This window comes from Ruegeria sp. BK1, assembly GCF_056535645.1.
In genome coordinates this window covers 185712-202633 of record NZ_JBQFIS010000001.1, presented here as the reverse complement: position 1 = coordinate 202633, position 16922 = coordinate 185712, and the positions used below count along the sequence as shown (strand labels likewise).

Here is a 16922-nt window from a genome sequence, read left to right as displayed (position 1 = left end):
GGATATGGTCGCAAAAAGGCTTTCCAACCGCATGAAGCTAAGCGCATTCAACACAGCTGTGTGGCACCATCGGGTTGGGCTCAAAACTCCTCGACCGACATCACGCCTTCCAGCGATTTGATCGCGCCCTTGATCTGGGGGTTGATCGGGAAATTCTGACCCAAGTCCATCTCGACCTCACCCGGCAATCCGGGGGCCATCAGCAACAATTGGATAGGCCCGCGCGCGGCGTTCTTGGCTGCGCTGGCGGCATCCTCCAGCACTTTAGCCACAGTAGGCAGCGCCTGTTCCTCATCCACAAAGATGCGCAGGCCGGTTGCACCCGCCTCGGCCACGACCGTATCCACCGGGCCGACAGACCGGCCAAGCAGCTTCAGCTGATCAGCTTCCATCGTCGCCTCGGCGGTTAGTACAACTTGCGCACCGGTTTCAAGATATTCGCGCGATTTCTCCAGCGTTTCCGAAAACAGCGTGACCTCATACGCGCCGCTGGGGTCCGAAAGCTGCGCAAAGGCAAACCGGTTGCCGCGCGCCGATTTCCGTTCCTGCCGACCAGCAACAACACCGGCCATCTTCGCGATGAAGGGCCCCGAGCGCGCCTTTTCCGTCACCTCATCCAGCGTCATTACCTGTTTACGTTTCAGCGCGGGCATATAGTCGTCCAGCGGATGGCCTGACAGGTAAAACCCGATGGCCTTGAATTCCTCGCTCAACCGCTCGGCAGGCAGCCAATCGGACGTGGGCGACAGGCGCGGTTCCGGCAGGTCGTCACCCGCCTCACCAAAGAGCGACACCTGGTTCGAGTTCTTTTGTTCGTGGATAGCCGCCGAATACTGCACAAGCGGATCAAGGCTTTCGAACACGCGGCGGCGGTTCTTATCCAACTGATCAAACGCACCCGCCCGCGCCATCATCTCCAGCGGGCGTTTACCGACCTTCTTCAGATCAACCCGGCGGGCCAAATCGAACAGGTTCACAAAGGGCTTTTCCGCGCGACCATCGACCACCAGGTTCATCGCCTCAACGCCCACGTTTTTCAAGGCGCCCAGCGCATAGACAAGCTCTCCGTTCACCACATCGAAGGTAGCTTGAGATCGGTTCACGCAAGGGGGCACATAGGGCAACTCAAGCCCTTTGCGGACCTCTTCGAAGTAAACGGCTAGTTTGTCGGTCAGGTGGATATCGCAATTCATGACACCCGCCATGAACTCTACCGGGTGGTTCGCCTTCAGCCAGCCGGTCTGGTAGCTGACCACCGCATAAGCCGCAGCGTGGGATTTGTTGAAGCCGTAGTTGGCAAACTTGTCCAACAGGTTCCAGACCTCGGTCGCTTTGGTCTCATCGACATCATTTTCGGCAGCCCCTTTGAGGAACTTGGGCCGCTCAGCGTCCATCGCCTCCTGAATCTTCTTACCCATCGCGCGGCGCAACAGGTCCGCGCCGCCAAGGCTGTAACCGGCCATTTCCTGCGCGATCTGCATCACCTGTTCCTGATAGACGATGATGCCCTGCGTCTCGTCCAGGATGTGGTCGATGGACGGGTGCAGCTTGTCCCGCTTACTGAGCCCGTTCTTAACCTCGCAGAACTTGGGAATGTTCTCCATCGGACCCGGACGGTAGAGCGCCACAAGGGCAATAATATCCTCGATACAGTCCGGCTTCATGCGCTTGAGCGCATCCATCATGCCCGAGGATTCCACCTGAAACACCGCAACCGTTTTGGCCGCCGAATAAAGCTTGTACGTCGCCTCATCATCCAGCGGGATGGCGTTGATCTCATTCACCGCGCCTTCGGCGGGTTCATACAACTCGGTGCCATCGGGTGCGATATGAAGTTCGCGCCCGGATTTGAAGATCAAATCCATCGCGTTCTGGATCACAGTCAAAGTCTTCAGACCTAGAAAGTCGAACTTGACCAGCCCGGCCTGTTCCACCCATTTCATGTTGAACTGGGTCGCGGGCATATCGGACCGAGGGTCCTGATAGATCGGCACCAGCGCATCCAGAGGTCGATCACCGATCACCACCCCCGCCGCGTGGGTCGAGGCATTCCGCAACAGCCCCTCAACCTGCTGGCCATAGGTCAGAAGCCGGTCCACAACCTCTTCGCTGCGTGCCTCTTCGCGAAGGCGGGGTTCGTCTTTCAGGGCCTTTTCGATGGAGACAGGCTTGACCCCCTCCACCGGGATCATCTTGGACAGGCGGTCCACCTGCCCATAGGGCATCTGCAACACCCGCCCAATATCGCGCACGGCGGCCTTCGACAACAGAGCACCAAAGGTGATGATCTGCCCCACCTTGTCGCGCCCGTATTTCTGCTGAACGTAACGGATCACCTCTTCCCGACGATCCATGCAGAAGTCGATATCAAAGTCCGGCATCGAGACCCGCTCGGGGTTCAGGAACCGCTCAAACAGCAGCGAATAGCGCAGCGGGTCAAGGTCGGTGATCGTCAGCGCATAGGCCACGAGCGAGCCCGCACCAGACCCCCGCCCCGGCCCCACCGGAATGTCGTGATCCTTGGCCCATTGGATAAAGTCGGCAACGATCAGGAAATAGCCGGGAAAGCCCATGCCCTCGATGATGCCGAGTTCGAAATCCAGCCGTTCCTGGTATTCCTCGGGCGTCACCGCATGCGGGATCACCGTCAGACGTTTCTGCAAGCCCTCATTGGCGATACGCCGCAGCTCGGCGACCTCATCATCGGCAAATTTCGGCAGGATCGGATCTCGGCGATACGCCATGAAAGCGCACCGGCGCGCGATCTCGACGGTATTCTCAATCGCTTCAGGCAAGTCGGCAAACAGCGTCACCATTTCCTGCTGCGACTTGAAATAATGCTGCGCGGTCAGGCGGCGGCGGCCGTCCTGTTGGTCGACATACGCGCCCTCGGCGATACAGATCAGCGCATCATGCGCCTCATACATGTCGGTGGTCGGGAAATAGACATCATTGGTGGCGACCAGAGGCAGATTCTTGGCATAGGCCATCTCGACATGCCCACGTTCGGTTAGACGCTCTGCCTCGGGCTGGCCCCCTTCGCCCGGATGGCGCTGCAATTCGATATACAGGCGGTCCGGGAACATCCCAGCCAGGCGATCCACCAGAGCCTCCGCCGACGGACGCTGGCCTTGCTGCAACAGCATCCCCACGGGCCCATCCGGCCCGCCGGTCAGACAGATCAACCCGTCCGAGCGCTCGGCCAATTCGTCCAACGTGACCTGCGGCAACTGTCCGCCCTTGTCCACATAGAGGCAGGAACTCAGCTTCATCAGGTTCTCATACCCCGCCTCGGACTGCGCCAGCAGCACCAGCGGCGCAGGAGCTTTGGGCTTCTCGCCTGGCTGCGGCTGCACATAGGTCAGATCAACCTGACACCCCATGATCGGCTGCACCCCAGCGCCGCTGGCAGTCACGGAAAACTCCAAAGCCGAGAACATAGAATTGGTGTCCGTCACCGCAACAGCGGGCATGTCCATATTCTCGCACAAAGCGGGCAGCTTCTTCAGCCGCACAGCGCCTTCCAGCAGAGAATATTCGGTGTGAACACGTAGGTGAATGAATCGAGGAATACTGCTCATACCCGCTACGCTATCCCAGCCAGCGACGCGGCAAAAGCAGGAACCGCCGCTTTGAGATGCCTAAAAAATCAACACCTATTATTCGGATTTTTCAGAAGGTGCTTCGGCCGCAATTGGACCCGATCTGCAAAAAGCGCTTTATTTACAGACAACTGATGTCTAGACAACGGCGAAAATCGCAGATCGTTCAGGTCCAATGGTGCATCACATAATCAGTTTTTCTTGCCAGATAAGGCGCGCTGTTTCTAACATCTGACGGCAAGCACTCTGCCCGCCCCTTTTTCTACGTCGCATCGAAGAAGGGCACCGAAGGGCGCAACCGGGTAAGGCGACGGGTTTCTCGAATGAACATCACGTTTCTTCTGAACGGAGAGACAGTGGAGCTGGCGGACGTCAATCCGACGGCAACTCTGCTGGACTGGCTGCGCGAGGATCGCGGCCTGACCGGCACTAAGGAAGGCTGCAACGAAGGTGACTGCGGGGCCTGCACCGTCATGGTCACGGATGAAGGTTCCAGCAAAGCACTGAATGCCTGCATCCTATTCCTGCCACAACTACACGGCAAAGCCATCCGCACCATCGAGGGCGCAAACGGCCCCGACCAGCAGGCTCACCCCGTGCAACAGGCCATGATCGACCTACACGGTTCACAATGTGGCTTTTGCACCCCCGGCTTTGTCATGTCGATGGTCGCGGGCCACACCAATGGCATCACCGACCACGACACCCAGCTTGCGGGTAATCTCTGCCGTTGCACTGGCTACGCCCCCATCATCCGCGCGGCCCAAGCCGCCGAATCCCAGCCAGTCCCAGCATGGGTTAATGACGACCAATCCTTCTCTTGTTCAAAAATACCTCGGGGGGAGGCCGCAGGCCGGGGGGCGGAGCCCCCCTTGCTCCCCACCTCATCCGACGAACTGGCCGCGATCTATGCACAAAATCCCAACGCCACGCTCATCGCGGGCGCAACCGATGTGGGCCTCTGGGTCACAAAACAACTGCGCGACCTGGATCCGGTCATCTTCCTGAGCCGCTGCGACGACCTGAAAAACATCGCCATCACCAATGACGAAGTCCACATCGGCGCCATGGTCGACATGAACCGCATGTGCGACACGTTGACAGACCTCCATCCCTCTTACACCGAGATGATCCGGCGTTATGCCAGCGTTCAGGTCCGCCACGCCGCAACCGTGGGCGGCAATATCGCCAATGGCTCACCGATCGGAGACAACCCGCCCGCCCTGATCGCATTGGGTGCAACCCTGCATCTGCGCAAAGGCGACACTCGCCGTCAGATCCCGTTGGAAGATTTCTTCATCGACTACGGCAAACAAGACCGCGCGCCCGGAGAATTCGTCGAAGCCGTCAGCTTCCCCCGCCAACCGGACCGGCTGAAAACCTACAAACTCAGCAAACGGTTCGATCAGGACATTTCAGCCGTCTGCGGCTGTTTCAACATCACCGTCACAGACGACACCGTCACCCAGGCGCGGATCGCGTTTGGCGGCATGGCGGGCACTCCGAAGCGGGCCACCCATGTCGAGGCCGCATTGATCGGCAAACCCTGGACCGCTGCGACCATTCAGGCCGCGCTGCCCGCCTTTGCTGACGATTACCAACCACTCACGGATATGCGCGCCTCGGCCACCTATCGTCTGGAAACCGCCAAAGCGATGCTGGAGCGGTATTTCCTTGAAGATCAGGGCGAAGTGACCGACGTACTCAAGGTGACGGCATGAGCGTGACTAAACCCCTCCCCCATGACGCAGCCCCACTGCATGTCGCAGGTGCCGCGCGCTATGTGGATGACATCCCAACGCCCAGGGGCACGCTGCATCTGGCCTTTGGCCTCAGCCCGATTGCCAAAGGCACGATCACCACGATGGACCTGTCGGCAGTAAAAGCCGCCAAGGGTGTGGTGCAAGTGATGACGGCGGATGATCTGCCTTTTGCCAATGATGTCTCGCCCTCGATCCATGATGAGCCGCTGCTGTCGGACGGCACGGTTCATTATATCGGCCAGCCCGTGTTTCTGGTGGTGGCGACCAGCCATCTGGCCGCTCGCAAGGCTGCACGGCTGGGCAAGATTGACTATGCCGAAGACACCCCGATCCTGACCATCGAACAGGCTCTGGCCGCTGACAGCCGGTTCGAGGACGGCCCCCGCATCTATGCCAAGGGCGATGCGGACGTGGCGATCGCGTCGGCCCCCCACGTGATCGAAGGTTCCTTTGAACTCGGCGGGCAGGAACATTTCTATTTGGAAGGCCAGGCCGCTCTGGCCTTGCCGAATGAAGGCGCGGACATGCTGGTCCACAGCTCGACCCAACACCCGACCGAGATTCAGCATAAAGTAGCCGATGCCTTGGGTGTGCCCATGCACGCCGTACGGGTTGAAACTCGCCGCATGGGCGGAGGGTTCGGCGGCAAGGAAAGTCAGGGCAACGCTCTGGCCGTCGCCTGCGCCATCGCCGCCCGCGCCACCGGCAAAGCCTGCAAGATGCGTTATGACCGCGATGATGACATGATCATCACCGGCAAGCGCCACGCCTTCCGCATTGCCTACAAGGCTGGGTTTGATGAGAACGGCCATGTTCAGGGTGTCTCCTTCCACCATTACGTCATCTGTGGCTGGGCGCAGGACCTGTCGCTGCCCGTCGCTGACCGCGCGATGCTGCATTCCGACAATGCCTATCTGCTGCCGAATGCCCGGATTGAAAGCCATCGACTGAAAACCAACACCCAATCCGCCACAGCCTATCGCGGGTTCGGCGGCCCTCAGGGCATGGTCGGGATCGAACGCGTGATGGATCACGCCGCGCACGTGCTTGGGCTGGACCCGGTCGAACTGCGTCGCCGTAACTATTATGAGCCTGCGCATAAGGTGGCCGATCAACCGCTGCACGCGAAACTGCTGGGCCACCCCGACCCACACGAAGACCTGACCAGCCGAGGTGCTGTGGAAACCGGGAATGCCCCCGTTCGCCCCCTACCCGCCGACGGCAACACCACACCTTACGGTATGGAGGTCAGCGATTTCGAACTGCACGGCATGACCGAAGCACTTCTGACATCCAGCGACTATGCCGCCCGTAAGGCCGCCATCGCCGAGTGGAACGCGAAGAACGGCGTGATAAAGAAGGGTATCGCCTTCTCGCCGGTCAAATTCGGGATTTCCTTCACGCTGACCCACCTCAATCAGGCGGGCGCGCTGGTGCATGTGTATCAGGACGGCTCGGTTCACCTGAACCATGGCGGCACCGAGATGGGACAGGGCCTGTTCCAGAAAGTCGCGCAGGTGGCCGCGTCGCGGTTCGGTATTCCCCTTGAGATGGTCAAGATCACCGCCACTGACACGGCCAAAGTGCCGAACACGTCAGCCACAGCTGCGTCCTCGGGCAGCGATCTAAACGGGATGGCTGTAAAGGCCGCCTGCGACACGATCCGTGACCGCATGGCCGATTATCTGGCCGAACGGCACCAGGCTGATCCCACAACCGTATCCTTCGCGGACGGCCACGTGAGTGTGAGCAAGGAACGCTATACCTTCGCCGAAGCCGCTGCTCTGGCCTATCAGGGCCGCATAAGCCTGTCGGCGACTGGCTTCTATAAAACGCCCAAGATCGAGTGGGACCGGATCGCAGGCCGGGGGCGGCCGTTCTTCTACTTCGCCTATGGCGCGTCCGTCACTGAAGTCGCGGTGGACACGCTGACCGGCGAAAACCGTATTCTGCGTACCGATATACTGCATGATGCGGGGGCCTCTCTGAACCCGGCGCTGGATATCGGGCAGGTAGAAGGTGGCTATGTCCAGGGCGCGGGCTGGCTGACGACCGAGGAACTGGTCTGGGACGGAAATGGTAACCTGCGCACGCATGCGCCCTCGACCTACAAAATCCCAGCCTGCTCAGACCGGCCCGATATCTTCAATGTCGCGCTCTGGGATGGCGAGAACCGCGAGGACACGATCTATCGCTCGAAAGCGGTGGGAGAGCCGCCCTTCATGCTGGGTATCTCGGCTTGGCTGGCCCTGTCGAATGCGGTGGCAGCCTGCGGTGACGCTTACCCCGCTTTGGATGCGCCCGCCACTGCCGAAGAGGTCTGGCACGGCGTCCAGCGGATGAAAGGGGGCATCTAATGGGATTTGATCTTGAGGCTTTGAGGGAGGCGGTCAATACCCACGGACGCGTGGTCCGGGTGGTCATCACCGTGATCAAGGGCTCGTCCCCGCGTGAGGTCGGTGCCGCCATGCTGGTCTGGGAAGGCGGACAAAGCGGCACAATCGGTGGCGGCACGTTGGAATATCAGGCTGCGGAGGCGGCAAGGTCGCAGGCCACGCCGGCGCGGCTGACCCATCACGCGCTGGGTCCTGACATGGGTCAATGCTGTGGCGGCGCGGTTTCGCTGCTCAGTGAAGTCTATGATCACAAAGCGGTAAATGCACTGGACGATACCGTCATCGCGCGATCTCCGACCGGCAGCGACATGCCGTTGTCGGTCAAACGGCTGCTGGCCGAGGCGCGCGGTCAGGGCATTGCGCCCGAGCCACAACTGCTGGACGGCTGGATGGTCGAGCCGGTTCATCAACCAACCCGCAACTTCTGGATTTGGGGTGCGGGTCATGTCGGGCGGGCGCTGGTCGACGTTTTGGCCCCCCTGCCCGATCTGGCGATCACATGGGTCGATACGGGGCCTGAGCGATTTCCCGACAATATTCCTGCGAGCGTCACACCAGTTCCAGCAGCCAAACCTGCCGAGCTTGTCCGCCACGCCCCGCAGGACGCTGAACATCTTGTGCTGACATATTCGCACAATCTGGACCTTGAGCTGTGCAATCGACTGTTGACGCGTGGTTTTGGGTTTGCTGGCTTGATTGGCTCCGCTACGAAATGGGCGCGATTCCGGTCGCGGCTGGCGGCCCTCGGACATTCCCCCGAACGGATCAGTCGGATCACTTGCCCAATCGGCGACCCCGCCTTGGGCAAACACCCGCAGATGATCGCCGTCGGCGTCGCCGCGCAGCTTCTGCGCCCTGCCCGACAAACCGAGTTGAAGAAGGACCTGAGCGCGTGACCACTCCACTATTAAGTCTGCAAGGGCTAACCAAGGCTTATCCTGGCGTCGTGGCCAATGATCAGGTGTCCTTCGATATCGGCGAAGGCGAAGTACACGCCCTGCTGGGCGAAAACGGCGCAGGCAAGTCCACACTGGTAAAAATGATCTATGGGCTGGTGAAACCCGATAGCGGCACGATGCTGCTGCGCGGCCAGCCGTTCGCCCCGCCCGAACCGCGCGCGGCCCGCGCCGATGGGATCGCGATGGTGTTCCAGCATTTCTCGTTGTTTGACGCGTTGAACGTGGCCGAGAATATCGCATTGGGAATGGAGAACCCGCCGCCCATGGGCGATCTGGCCGCACGTATCCGCGAAGTGTCCGAAACCTATGGCCTGCCGCTGGACCCGTATCGCACGGTGGGCGACCTGTCCGCAGGCGAACGCCAGCGGGTCGAGATCATCCGTTGCCTGCTGCAGGACCCCAAACTGCTGATCATGGACGAGCCAACATCGGTTTTGACCCCACAAGAGGTCGATATCTTGTTTGAAACACTGAACAAATTACGCGCCGAAGGTACCTCGATCCTGTATATCTCGCATAAGCTGGAAGAGATCCGCACGCTGTGCGACCACGCGACAATCCTGCGTCTGGGCAAGAACGTGGGCGAGTGTGTTCCCTCTGAGACCTCGGCGCGGGACATGGCCGAGATGATGGTGGGTTCGACCCTGCAAACACCGGAACGGTCAGGGCGGGATTTTGGCGAAGTTGCTCTGGATGTCAGCGGGCTGTCGGTACCGTCTCCGTCGGAATTCGGTACCGCGCTGCGCAATGTTCACATGACCGTCCGCAAGGGCGAGGTTCTGGGCATCGGCGGCGTCGCAGGCAACGGGCAGGATGAATTGCTGGGGGTGCTGTCGGGCGAAATCCCGACTGCCGCCGATGCGATCAAGTTCAACGGCCAGCCGATTGGCAAGCTGGGCCCCACCGCGCGGCGCAAGCTCGGTGTGCTGACCGCGCCCGAGGAGCGGCTGGGCCACGCCGCAGCGCCTGATATGAGCCTGACGGAAAACGCCTTGCTGACAGGATCCGTCCGCGAAGGGTTGGAAAATAATGGCTTCCTGAAATGGGCCGAGACCAAAAGCTTTGCCGAGAAAATCATCAGCGCCTTTGACGTCCGCACGCCTGGCCCCGAGAACGCGGCGCGGTCTTTGTCGGGTGGGAACCTGCAGAAATTCGTAATTGGGCGTGAGGTGTTGCAAAACCCCGATGTGCTGGTGGTGAACCAGCCCACATGGGGCGTGGATGCCGCCGCCGCAGCCTCCATCCGGCAGGCCATTCTGGATTTGGCGGCAAAGGGGACAGCGGTGATCTGCATTTCGCAGGATCTGGACGAGTTGATGGAGATCTCCGACAGCTTTGCGGCGCTGAACGAAGGCCGCCTGAGTGCGCCGCGAAAAACCACCGGTCTGACGGTCGATGAGATCGGCCTGATGATGGGCGGTGCTCATGGCATGGAGGTGGCGCATGTGTAAGCCGTGGAACCGTCTCCGGCGGCCGTATTTGGAACGAGAAGAAGACCTGGGGGTTTGAGCAGATGATTGTGTTGGAGAAACGGCCTCAGCCGTCGAAAGCGTGGTCATATGCGACCCCTCTGGTCGCGGTGGTGGCAACGATGGTGTTTGGCGGTTTGCTGTTCGCCCTGCTGGGCAAGAACCCGGTCGAAGCCATCGGCACCATATTCTGGGAGCCTCTGTTCGGAGAGTTCGCATTCTACTACCGCCCGCAATTGCTGGTGAAGGGCGCGCCTTTGGTGTTGATCGCCATCGGTTTGTCGCTGGGGTTTCGGGCAGGGATCTGGAACATTGGGGCCGAGGGTCAGTACATCATGGGCGCCATCTTTGGCGCCGGTGCGGGTTTGGCCTTTTACCCGCTGGAGGCGTTCTACATCTTTCCTATCATGGTGATTGCGGGCGCGTTCGGGGGCTGGCTGTGGGCGATGATCCCGGCCTTTCTGAAGGTACGTTTTGGCACCAATGAAATCCTCGTGTCGCTGATGCTGGTCTATGTGGCCGAACAGATGCTGGCCTCGGTCTCGCTTGGATTGCTAAAGAACCCCGAAGGATTCGGCTTTCCCGGCTCGCGCAACCTGCAGTCCTATGACAGCGCCCACAATGCCGAGCTGATTGCCGGATCGGGGATGCATTGGGGCGTGGTGACGGCGCTGATTGCAGTGATCTTTGCCTATGTTCTGTTGAACCGACACATGCTGGGCTTTCATATCCGCCTGACGGGCGAGGCCCCGCGTGCAGCTAAATTCGCAGGCGTCAATCCGGCACGGCTGATCCTGTTCTGCCTGGGTCTGTCGGGCATGTTGGCCGGGTTGGCGGGTATGTTCGAGGTGTCCGGCCCTGCCGGTCAGGTCAGCATCGACTTTAACGTGGGCTATGGCTTTACCGCCATCATCGTGGCCTTCCTTGGCCGCCTGCATCCCGTGGGCATTCTGCTGGCCGGCTTCCTGATGGCGCTGACCTATATCGGTGGTGAAATCGCGCAATCCCAACTGGGCTTGCCTGCCGCTGCCATCCAGGTGTTTCAGGGGATGCTTTTGTTCTTCCTGCTGGCCTTTGATCTTCTAACAAACTTCCGCATCCGTGCGGCCCGTAGCGAGGTAGCGTGATATGGACCTTGGTGAAATCAATCCCGTCCTTTTGGTCGCCTCGCTAATGGTGGCCGCAACCCCCCTGCTGCTGGCCGCGATCGGAGAACTGGTCGTTGAAAAAGCAGGAGTTCTGAACCTTGGCGTCGAGGGCATGATGATCGTCGGCGCGATCAGCGGCTTTGCGATTTCGGTCGAGACCGGCTCACCTTGGCTGGGGTTCATCGCATCCGCTATCGGCGGCGCGGTGCTGTCGCTGCTATTCGTTCTGCTGACGCAGGTAGCACTGGCCAATCAGGTGGCCAGCGGCTTGGCTCTGACGCTGTTTGGTCTGGGCTTCAGCGCCCTGTTGGGACAAAGCTATGTGGGGATCAAGCCCCCCAGCATGGGCGACATTCATATCCCGGTGATCAGCGATATTCCGGTGATCGGCCCGATCCTGTTCCAGCATGACCCGATCCTTTATGTAGGCATCGCACTCACGGCCGCCGTCTGGGCCACGCTGAAATACACGCGCGTCGGCCTAATTCTGCGCGCCGTGGGCGAGAACCACGATGCGGCGCATGCGCTTGGCTACAAAGTCATCAAGATCCGCATTATGGCGATCCTGTTCGGCGGGGCCTGTGCCGGGCTGGGCGGAGCCTACATCAGCCTGATCCGCGTGCCGCAATGGACCGAGGGCATGACTGCCGGTGTCGGCTGGATTGCGCTTGCGCTGGTGGTCTTCGCCAGTTGGAAGCCATGGCGCGCCTTGATGGGCGCCTATTTGTTTGGCGGTATCACCGTGTTGCAGCTGAATTTGCAGGCAGCGGGCGTTGCCATTCCGGTCGAGTATCTGGCAATGTCGCCCTACATCATCACGATCCTTGTGCTTGTGATCCTTTCGGCCGACAAGAGCAGCGCACCTGCCGCATTGGGCCGAACCTTCCATGCCTCGCACTAGGGGCCAACTAAAACCAACTTGGAGAGTAACACATGAAATTCACCACTCTACTGACAAGCGCCGCCGTGGCGCTGGGTCTGGCCACGGGGGCCATGGCCGAAGACAAAACCAAGGTCGGCTTTGTCTATGTCGGCCCCGTCGGCGATGGCGGCTGGACATATGAGCATGACAAAGGCCGTCAGGCGGTCGAAAAGCACTTTGGCGACAAGGTCGAGACCGTGTTCGTTGAATCCGTCCCCGAAGGCCCGGATGCTGAACGTGTGATGACCCAGATGGCGCTGGAAGGCGCAGATCTGATCTTTACCACCTCGTTCGGCTACATGGACCCCACCATCAACGTGGCCAAGAAATTCCCGAACGTGAAGTTCGAACACGCGACCGGTTATAAGACCGCCCCGAACGTCTCGGCATATTCGGCACGTTTCTATGAGGGCCGCGCGGTGCAGGGTCACATCGCGGGCAAAATGACCAAGTCGAACATCATCGGCTATATCGGGTCCTACCCAATCCCCGAAGTGATCCGTGGCATCAACTCGGCCTATATCCACGCCAAGAAGGTGAACCCGGATGTCGAATTCAAGATCGTCTGGGCCTACACTTGGTTCGACCCGGCGAAAGAGGCTGATGCCGCCACCGTTCTGATCGAACAGGGTGCCGACGTGATCCTGCAACACACCGACTCGACCGCGCCGCAGGCGGCCGCGCAAGAGGCAGGTAATGTTGTCACTTTTGGCCAAGCCTCGGACATGAGCGAATACGCCCCCTTCCCGCGTGTTTCGTCGATCATCGACAACTGGGCACCTTACTATATCGCCCGCACGCAGGCCGTCATGGATGGCTCGTGGGAGACCGTAAGCACTTGGGACGGCATCAAAGAAGGCATGGTTGAGATCGGTGAGATTTCCGACGCCGTACCTGCCGACGTAAAGGAAGAGGCGCTGGCCTTGAAAGCCGCGATGGCCGCAGGCGAATACCACCCCTTCACCGGCCCGCTAAAGAAGCAGGACGGCAGCGACTGGCTGGCGGATGGCGAAACCGCTGATGACGGTACGCTGGCGGGCATGAACTTCTACGTCGAAGGGCTGGACGGCGAGATCCCGCAGTAAGCCACGCGTGAATAGCATTAGACAAAGCCCGCCTCGTTTGGCGGGCTTTTTTCTTGTCATGCATTCATGGCGCAAACCGCGTAAGATTGCCCAAGGCACGGCTTGCGAGGGACCGCGATGGAGGATTTTCTGGACGGCAAACGACGTGCCGCCATTCTGGCCATGGATGTGCTGGGCTACGCCCATCTGACCGAAACCGATGAGGTCGGAACCCTGCGCGCTGTACGCCATCTGCGGAACACGATCATCTCGCCCGCGCTGGAACAAAATCAGGGACGATTGGTCAAAACGATGGGCGACGGATTTCTGGCCGAATTCCCGGAGCCTGACACCGCGCTGACCGCTGCGATGCGGATTCAGACCGAGGCCGCAGCGCAGGCTCGGCAGCAGCCGCCAGACGCGCGCATCCTGCTGCGCATTGGGGCGCATCTTGGGGATGTGTTCGTTGACGATCAGGACATTCTGGGCGACGGCGTCAATATTGCCGCCCGATTGGAAGGCCTTTGCCACGCCGGGGGGCTGGCCGCCTCGCAGGCATTTGTCGATGCGCTGCCGCAGGGCAAAACAAAAGACCTGACACATGATGGCCAACATCAGCTCAAGAACATTTCGCGCCCTCTGACCGTGTTTCGCTGGCAGGCCGAGGGGACGTCGCCCGCGCTGTCCCAACCCGTAATCCGAACAGGTCCACCGACCCTTGCGGTCTTGCCTTTCCAGAACCACTCCCCCGATCCTGAACATGCCTTTTTCGCCGAAGGGCTGGCCGAAGACATCATCTCAGGCCTGCAACAGATGGGCCGGGTGCCGGTTGTCTCGGGCGCGTCCAGCCTGTCCCTGAACCCAGAACTGAGCGTCGAAGACGCCGCACGGGTTTTGGGGGCGCAGTATCTTGTGACTGGAACATTGCGCCGGTCGGGCCCTCGGGTGCGGGTGACGGTGGAATATATCGAGGGAACAACCGGGCTTGCCCTCTGGTCCGAGAAATACGACCGGCCGTTCGAAGATGTGTTCGAGATTCAGGACGACATCACCTTGCGTGTCGTCACCGCATTGGACACCGAGCTAGTCGAGGGAGAGATCGACCGCATTCGCCGTAAACGCCCCGACCATCTGGGGGCGTGGGAAAGGTACCTGCGGGGGATGTCGGGACTTAGAAAGCCGGGGCTGGAAGATTTGCAAGCGGCACAGGTTGAGTTTCAGGCCGCCGTGGCACTGGATGAAGACTATGGTGATGCCTGGGCGGGGATGGGATGGGCCTATCTAAAGGAATATGGGTTTGGAGCGTCCGAGCGTTCAAAGGACGTGTTGGCCAAGGGTGTGGCCGCTGCGCAAAAGGGGTTGGAGCTAGCCAATAAATCTCCATTTGCGCACTATGTGATGTCGACAGCCTATGTCTGGCAGGGAGAGAAGGCGTTAAGCCTGAAGGAATTGGAATACGCGATCCGCCTGAACCCCTTTTTTACACGCGCTAAACTGGCCTATTTCAACCGGTCCGAACTTGCCGATCCCAGTATCGGCCCCCAGGCAGCCGAGGAAATCCGCAAGGCTTTGGCCTTGTCTCCGCGGGAACCGGACCGGGGGTTCTATTTCTGGGCAATTGCCCGGATGTATTTGGTTGCGGGTGAAAATATCGAAGCGTTGGACTGGGCAGATCGCGCCGTCAATGTGCGCCCCAACGATCCCAACATGCTGTATCGCCGCGCCATCTGCCTTGCCGCCTTGGACCGCGTGGATGAAGCACAGGAGGCTCTGGCCGCTTGCGAAGGCCTGTCCGAGGGCTATGTCGACCGGATGCGGGACTGGCGGCCCTACGACGACGCCCGTAACGACAAGGTTTTTGCGGGGCTGCACCGCAACGGTCTGGCCGGATAACGTGCACCCGGCCAGACCAAGTTGAAATCAGTGCCCGCTCAGCACCAACGTATTCACCGGCATCAGGATCAACCGCAGGCGCAAGCCCGCCGCATGAACCACTCCAATTGTATCAACCACGTGCAAGAACGCCGCGTGCCAGAAGCCGAGATCCTCATGTTCCAGCAGTTCATGATTGCTGGTATAGACATTCGCCAAACAGTTGCTGCCCGGAGGAATGTCGTCAGCCATCCCTTTATACAACGGCTCCATATAGACCAGAATGGACCCCGGATTTGTATTGGTCTGCACATCGCGCAGTTCATCCGAAGGGCGGAGTTGCCCTGATGGGATCACGTCCTGCACATCGACCACAACCATAGGAATGACCGTAAAAGGCTTGGTCATGCAGCCCAGTTCGCCTACCATGCCCGGCTTGATTACCTGGGCCGCCATCTGGTTGAACGCCGCCTGAAACCGGTCATGCCCCGAATGCGACGGCACCAGAATTCCCGCAGGCCGCAGCAAAGGGCTGACAAAATCGCCAACTTGCAGGCCGAATTGTTCGATCCGGCCCGTCACGCCCGCGGCAACCACTGTCTTGTCCAGCTCGGTCAGGGCGGCGTCCAGTTGCGCATTTGCACTGGCCAGCTGCGCCGGGATCAGCTCTTCGATCTGTTGCACAACCGCAGCCCGTTGCGCCTCGGCCGCCACCAGCTTGGCTTCGCGTTCGGCGACGATGTTTTCCAGCCGGTCGATCTCGGCCAGACGCACGGCGCTGGATCCCTCGTCGCGAAGCGTGGTGTTGCGCTCAAGGTCTTCAATCGCCTGATCCAATGAGGCTTTGGCACCCGCAATCCCGGCGGTTGCTTCGGCCAGGTCTGTCTCGGCCACCTTCAACGAGGCCTGAACCTGTGCGATCTGCGCATGAGCAGCCTCGACCATCGCCGTTTGGGTAAAATCCTCCATTCGGAAGATCGGCTGACCTGCGACCACCTGCTGGTTGTTGGACACATAGACCTCGGACACGCGCCCTCCCAGCTGCGGCAGGATCGTCACGGTGCGGAAATAGGACGCTGCCGTCCGGCTGGCCGGGTGAAAGTAAAACAGCGTCGTGATCACCGTCAGTGCCAGAATGGCACAGGTCGTCAGCCCCCAGCGCAGCTCGTACCACATGGTGAACAGCGTAATTTCATGGCCTATCCGTTTGCCCTGCACGTAACGACGGAACAGAAAATCAGGCAGCACCGTGATCAGTGCACACATCAGTGTTTCAAGCATGCCTTATTGCTCCTGATGTTCCGCCCGAGGAGGCGTGGCTGGGTCTTGCGCTTGCGGACCCAACGATCGGATCGCATCTGCGATGGCCCGCAAAGGGGCACCAATGTCAGGGAACTGGAATCCGGCAACCAGAATGGCAGCAATCCAAAACAGACCATTATGAGTAAACAGCGCAAGAAGCGCTAGAATACCAACCAGTTGGAACTGGGGGTGGTTGGATTCATGTGCGATTTTTTCTGGGATCGAATGCAGGGTGAAATATCCCACGCCAATCAAAATGATCACTCCAACCGTGAAAATGAACATAAACGTTAAAAGAAAGTCGCTGCCATCGGCCTGGGTCACGTAGGACGGTATATGTCCCGTGGCCATCGGGTGTAAGTTATCGCCAGTCACCCTATCCTCCTATATCAATGGGGCATTCTTTGTATGGGTTGAGGTGCAAT

11 protein-coding genes are annotated in these 16922 nt (G+C 59.9%); 8 read left to right on the top strand and 3 right to left on the bottom strand.

Annotated features, from left to right (window positions below; all coding sequences use genetic code 11):
• Nucleotides 1-80: 80 nt before the first annotated feature.
• Nucleotides 81-3581, bottom strand: a complete 3501-nt coding sequence (dnaE, locus tag ACR3E7_RS00920; protein ID WP_480503323.1) for a DNA polymerase III subunit alpha — start codon at nucleotides 3579-3581, stop codon at nucleotides 81-83.
• 344 nt (nucleotides 3582-3925) lie between these two features.
• On the opposite strand from dnaE, the gene xdhA reads away from it, so the two are divergent.
• The 8 genes from xdhA to ACR3E7_RS00880 all read left to right on the top strand — a co-directional run bounded on the left by xdhA (nucleotide 3926) and on the right by ACR3E7_RS00880 (nucleotide 15216).
• Nucleotides 3926-5323: a xanthine dehydrogenase small subunit gene (gene xdhA, locus ACR3E7_RS00915; protein ID WP_480503324.1), complete on the top strand. Its 1398-nt coding sequence runs from the start codon at nucleotides 3926-3928 to the stop codon at nucleotides 5321-5323.
• A complete protein-coding gene (gene xdhB, locus ACR3E7_RS00910; RefSeq protein WP_480503325.1) occupies nucleotides 5320-7722 on the top strand; it encodes a xanthine dehydrogenase molybdopterin binding subunit in 2403 nt (800 codons plus the stop codon). Before xdhA ends, xdhB begins: the two co-directional genes overlap by 4 nt.
• Nucleotides 7722-8657, top strand: coding sequence for a xanthine dehydrogenase accessory protein XdhC (xdhC, locus tag ACR3E7_RS00905; RefSeq protein ID WP_480503326.1), 936 nt, complete (start codon nucleotides 7722-7724; stop codon nucleotides 8655-8657). The genes xdhB and xdhC overlap by 1 nt, the downstream gene beginning before the upstream one ends.
• The gene (locus tag ACR3E7_RS00900) at nucleotides 8654-10171 is read left to right on the top strand and encodes an ABC transporter ATP-binding protein (protein ID WP_170768971.1); all 1518 of its coding nucleotides are present in this window, start codon (nucleotides 8654-8656) and stop codon (nucleotides 10169-10171) included. The genes xdhC and ACR3E7_RS00900 overlap by 4 nt, the downstream gene beginning before the upstream one ends.
• 62 nt (nucleotides 10172-10233) lie before the next feature.
• Nucleotides 10234-11316 carry an ABC transporter permease gene (locus ACR3E7_RS00895; RefSeq protein WP_170768970.1) on the top strand — a complete coding sequence of 361 codons (1083 nt, stop codon included), beginning with the start codon at nucleotides 10234-10236 and terminating at the stop codon, nucleotides 11314-11316.
• A gap of 1 nt (nucleotide 11317) precedes the next feature.
• A complete protein-coding gene (locus ACR3E7_RS00890; RefSeq protein ID WP_170788141.1) occupies nucleotides 11318-12238 on the top strand; it encodes an ABC transporter permease in 921 nt (306 codons plus the stop codon).
• A 32-nt stretch (nucleotides 12239-12270) separates the two neighbouring features.
• A complete protein-coding gene (locus tag ACR3E7_RS00885; RefSeq protein WP_170768968.1) occupies nucleotides 12271-13344 on the top strand; it encodes a BMP family ABC transporter substrate-binding protein in 1074 nt (357 codons plus the stop codon).
• A 117-nt stretch (nucleotides 13345-13461) separates the two neighbouring features.
• Nucleotides 13462-15216: an adenylate/guanylate cyclase domain-containing protein gene (locus tag ACR3E7_RS00880; protein ID WP_480503327.1), complete on the top strand. Its 1755-nt coding sequence runs from the start codon at nucleotides 13462-13464 to the stop codon at nucleotides 15214-15216.
• A gap of 27 nt (nucleotides 15217-15243) precedes the next feature.
• On the opposite strand, the gene ACR3E7_RS00875 is transcribed toward ACR3E7_RS00880, so the two are convergent.
• Entirely contained in the window at nucleotides 15244-16476 is a 1233-nt protein-coding gene (locus ACR3E7_RS00875) for an HlyD family secretion protein (RefSeq protein WP_480503329.1), read from the bottom strand.
• A 3-nt stretch (nucleotides 16477-16479) separates the two neighbouring features.
• On the bottom strand, nucleotides 16480-16848 hold the full coding sequence (locus ACR3E7_RS00870) for a hypothetical protein (RefSeq protein WP_170769817.1): 369 nt from the start codon (nucleotides 16846-16848) through the stop codon (nucleotides 16480-16482).
• Nucleotides 16849-16922 lie beyond the last annotated feature (74 nt).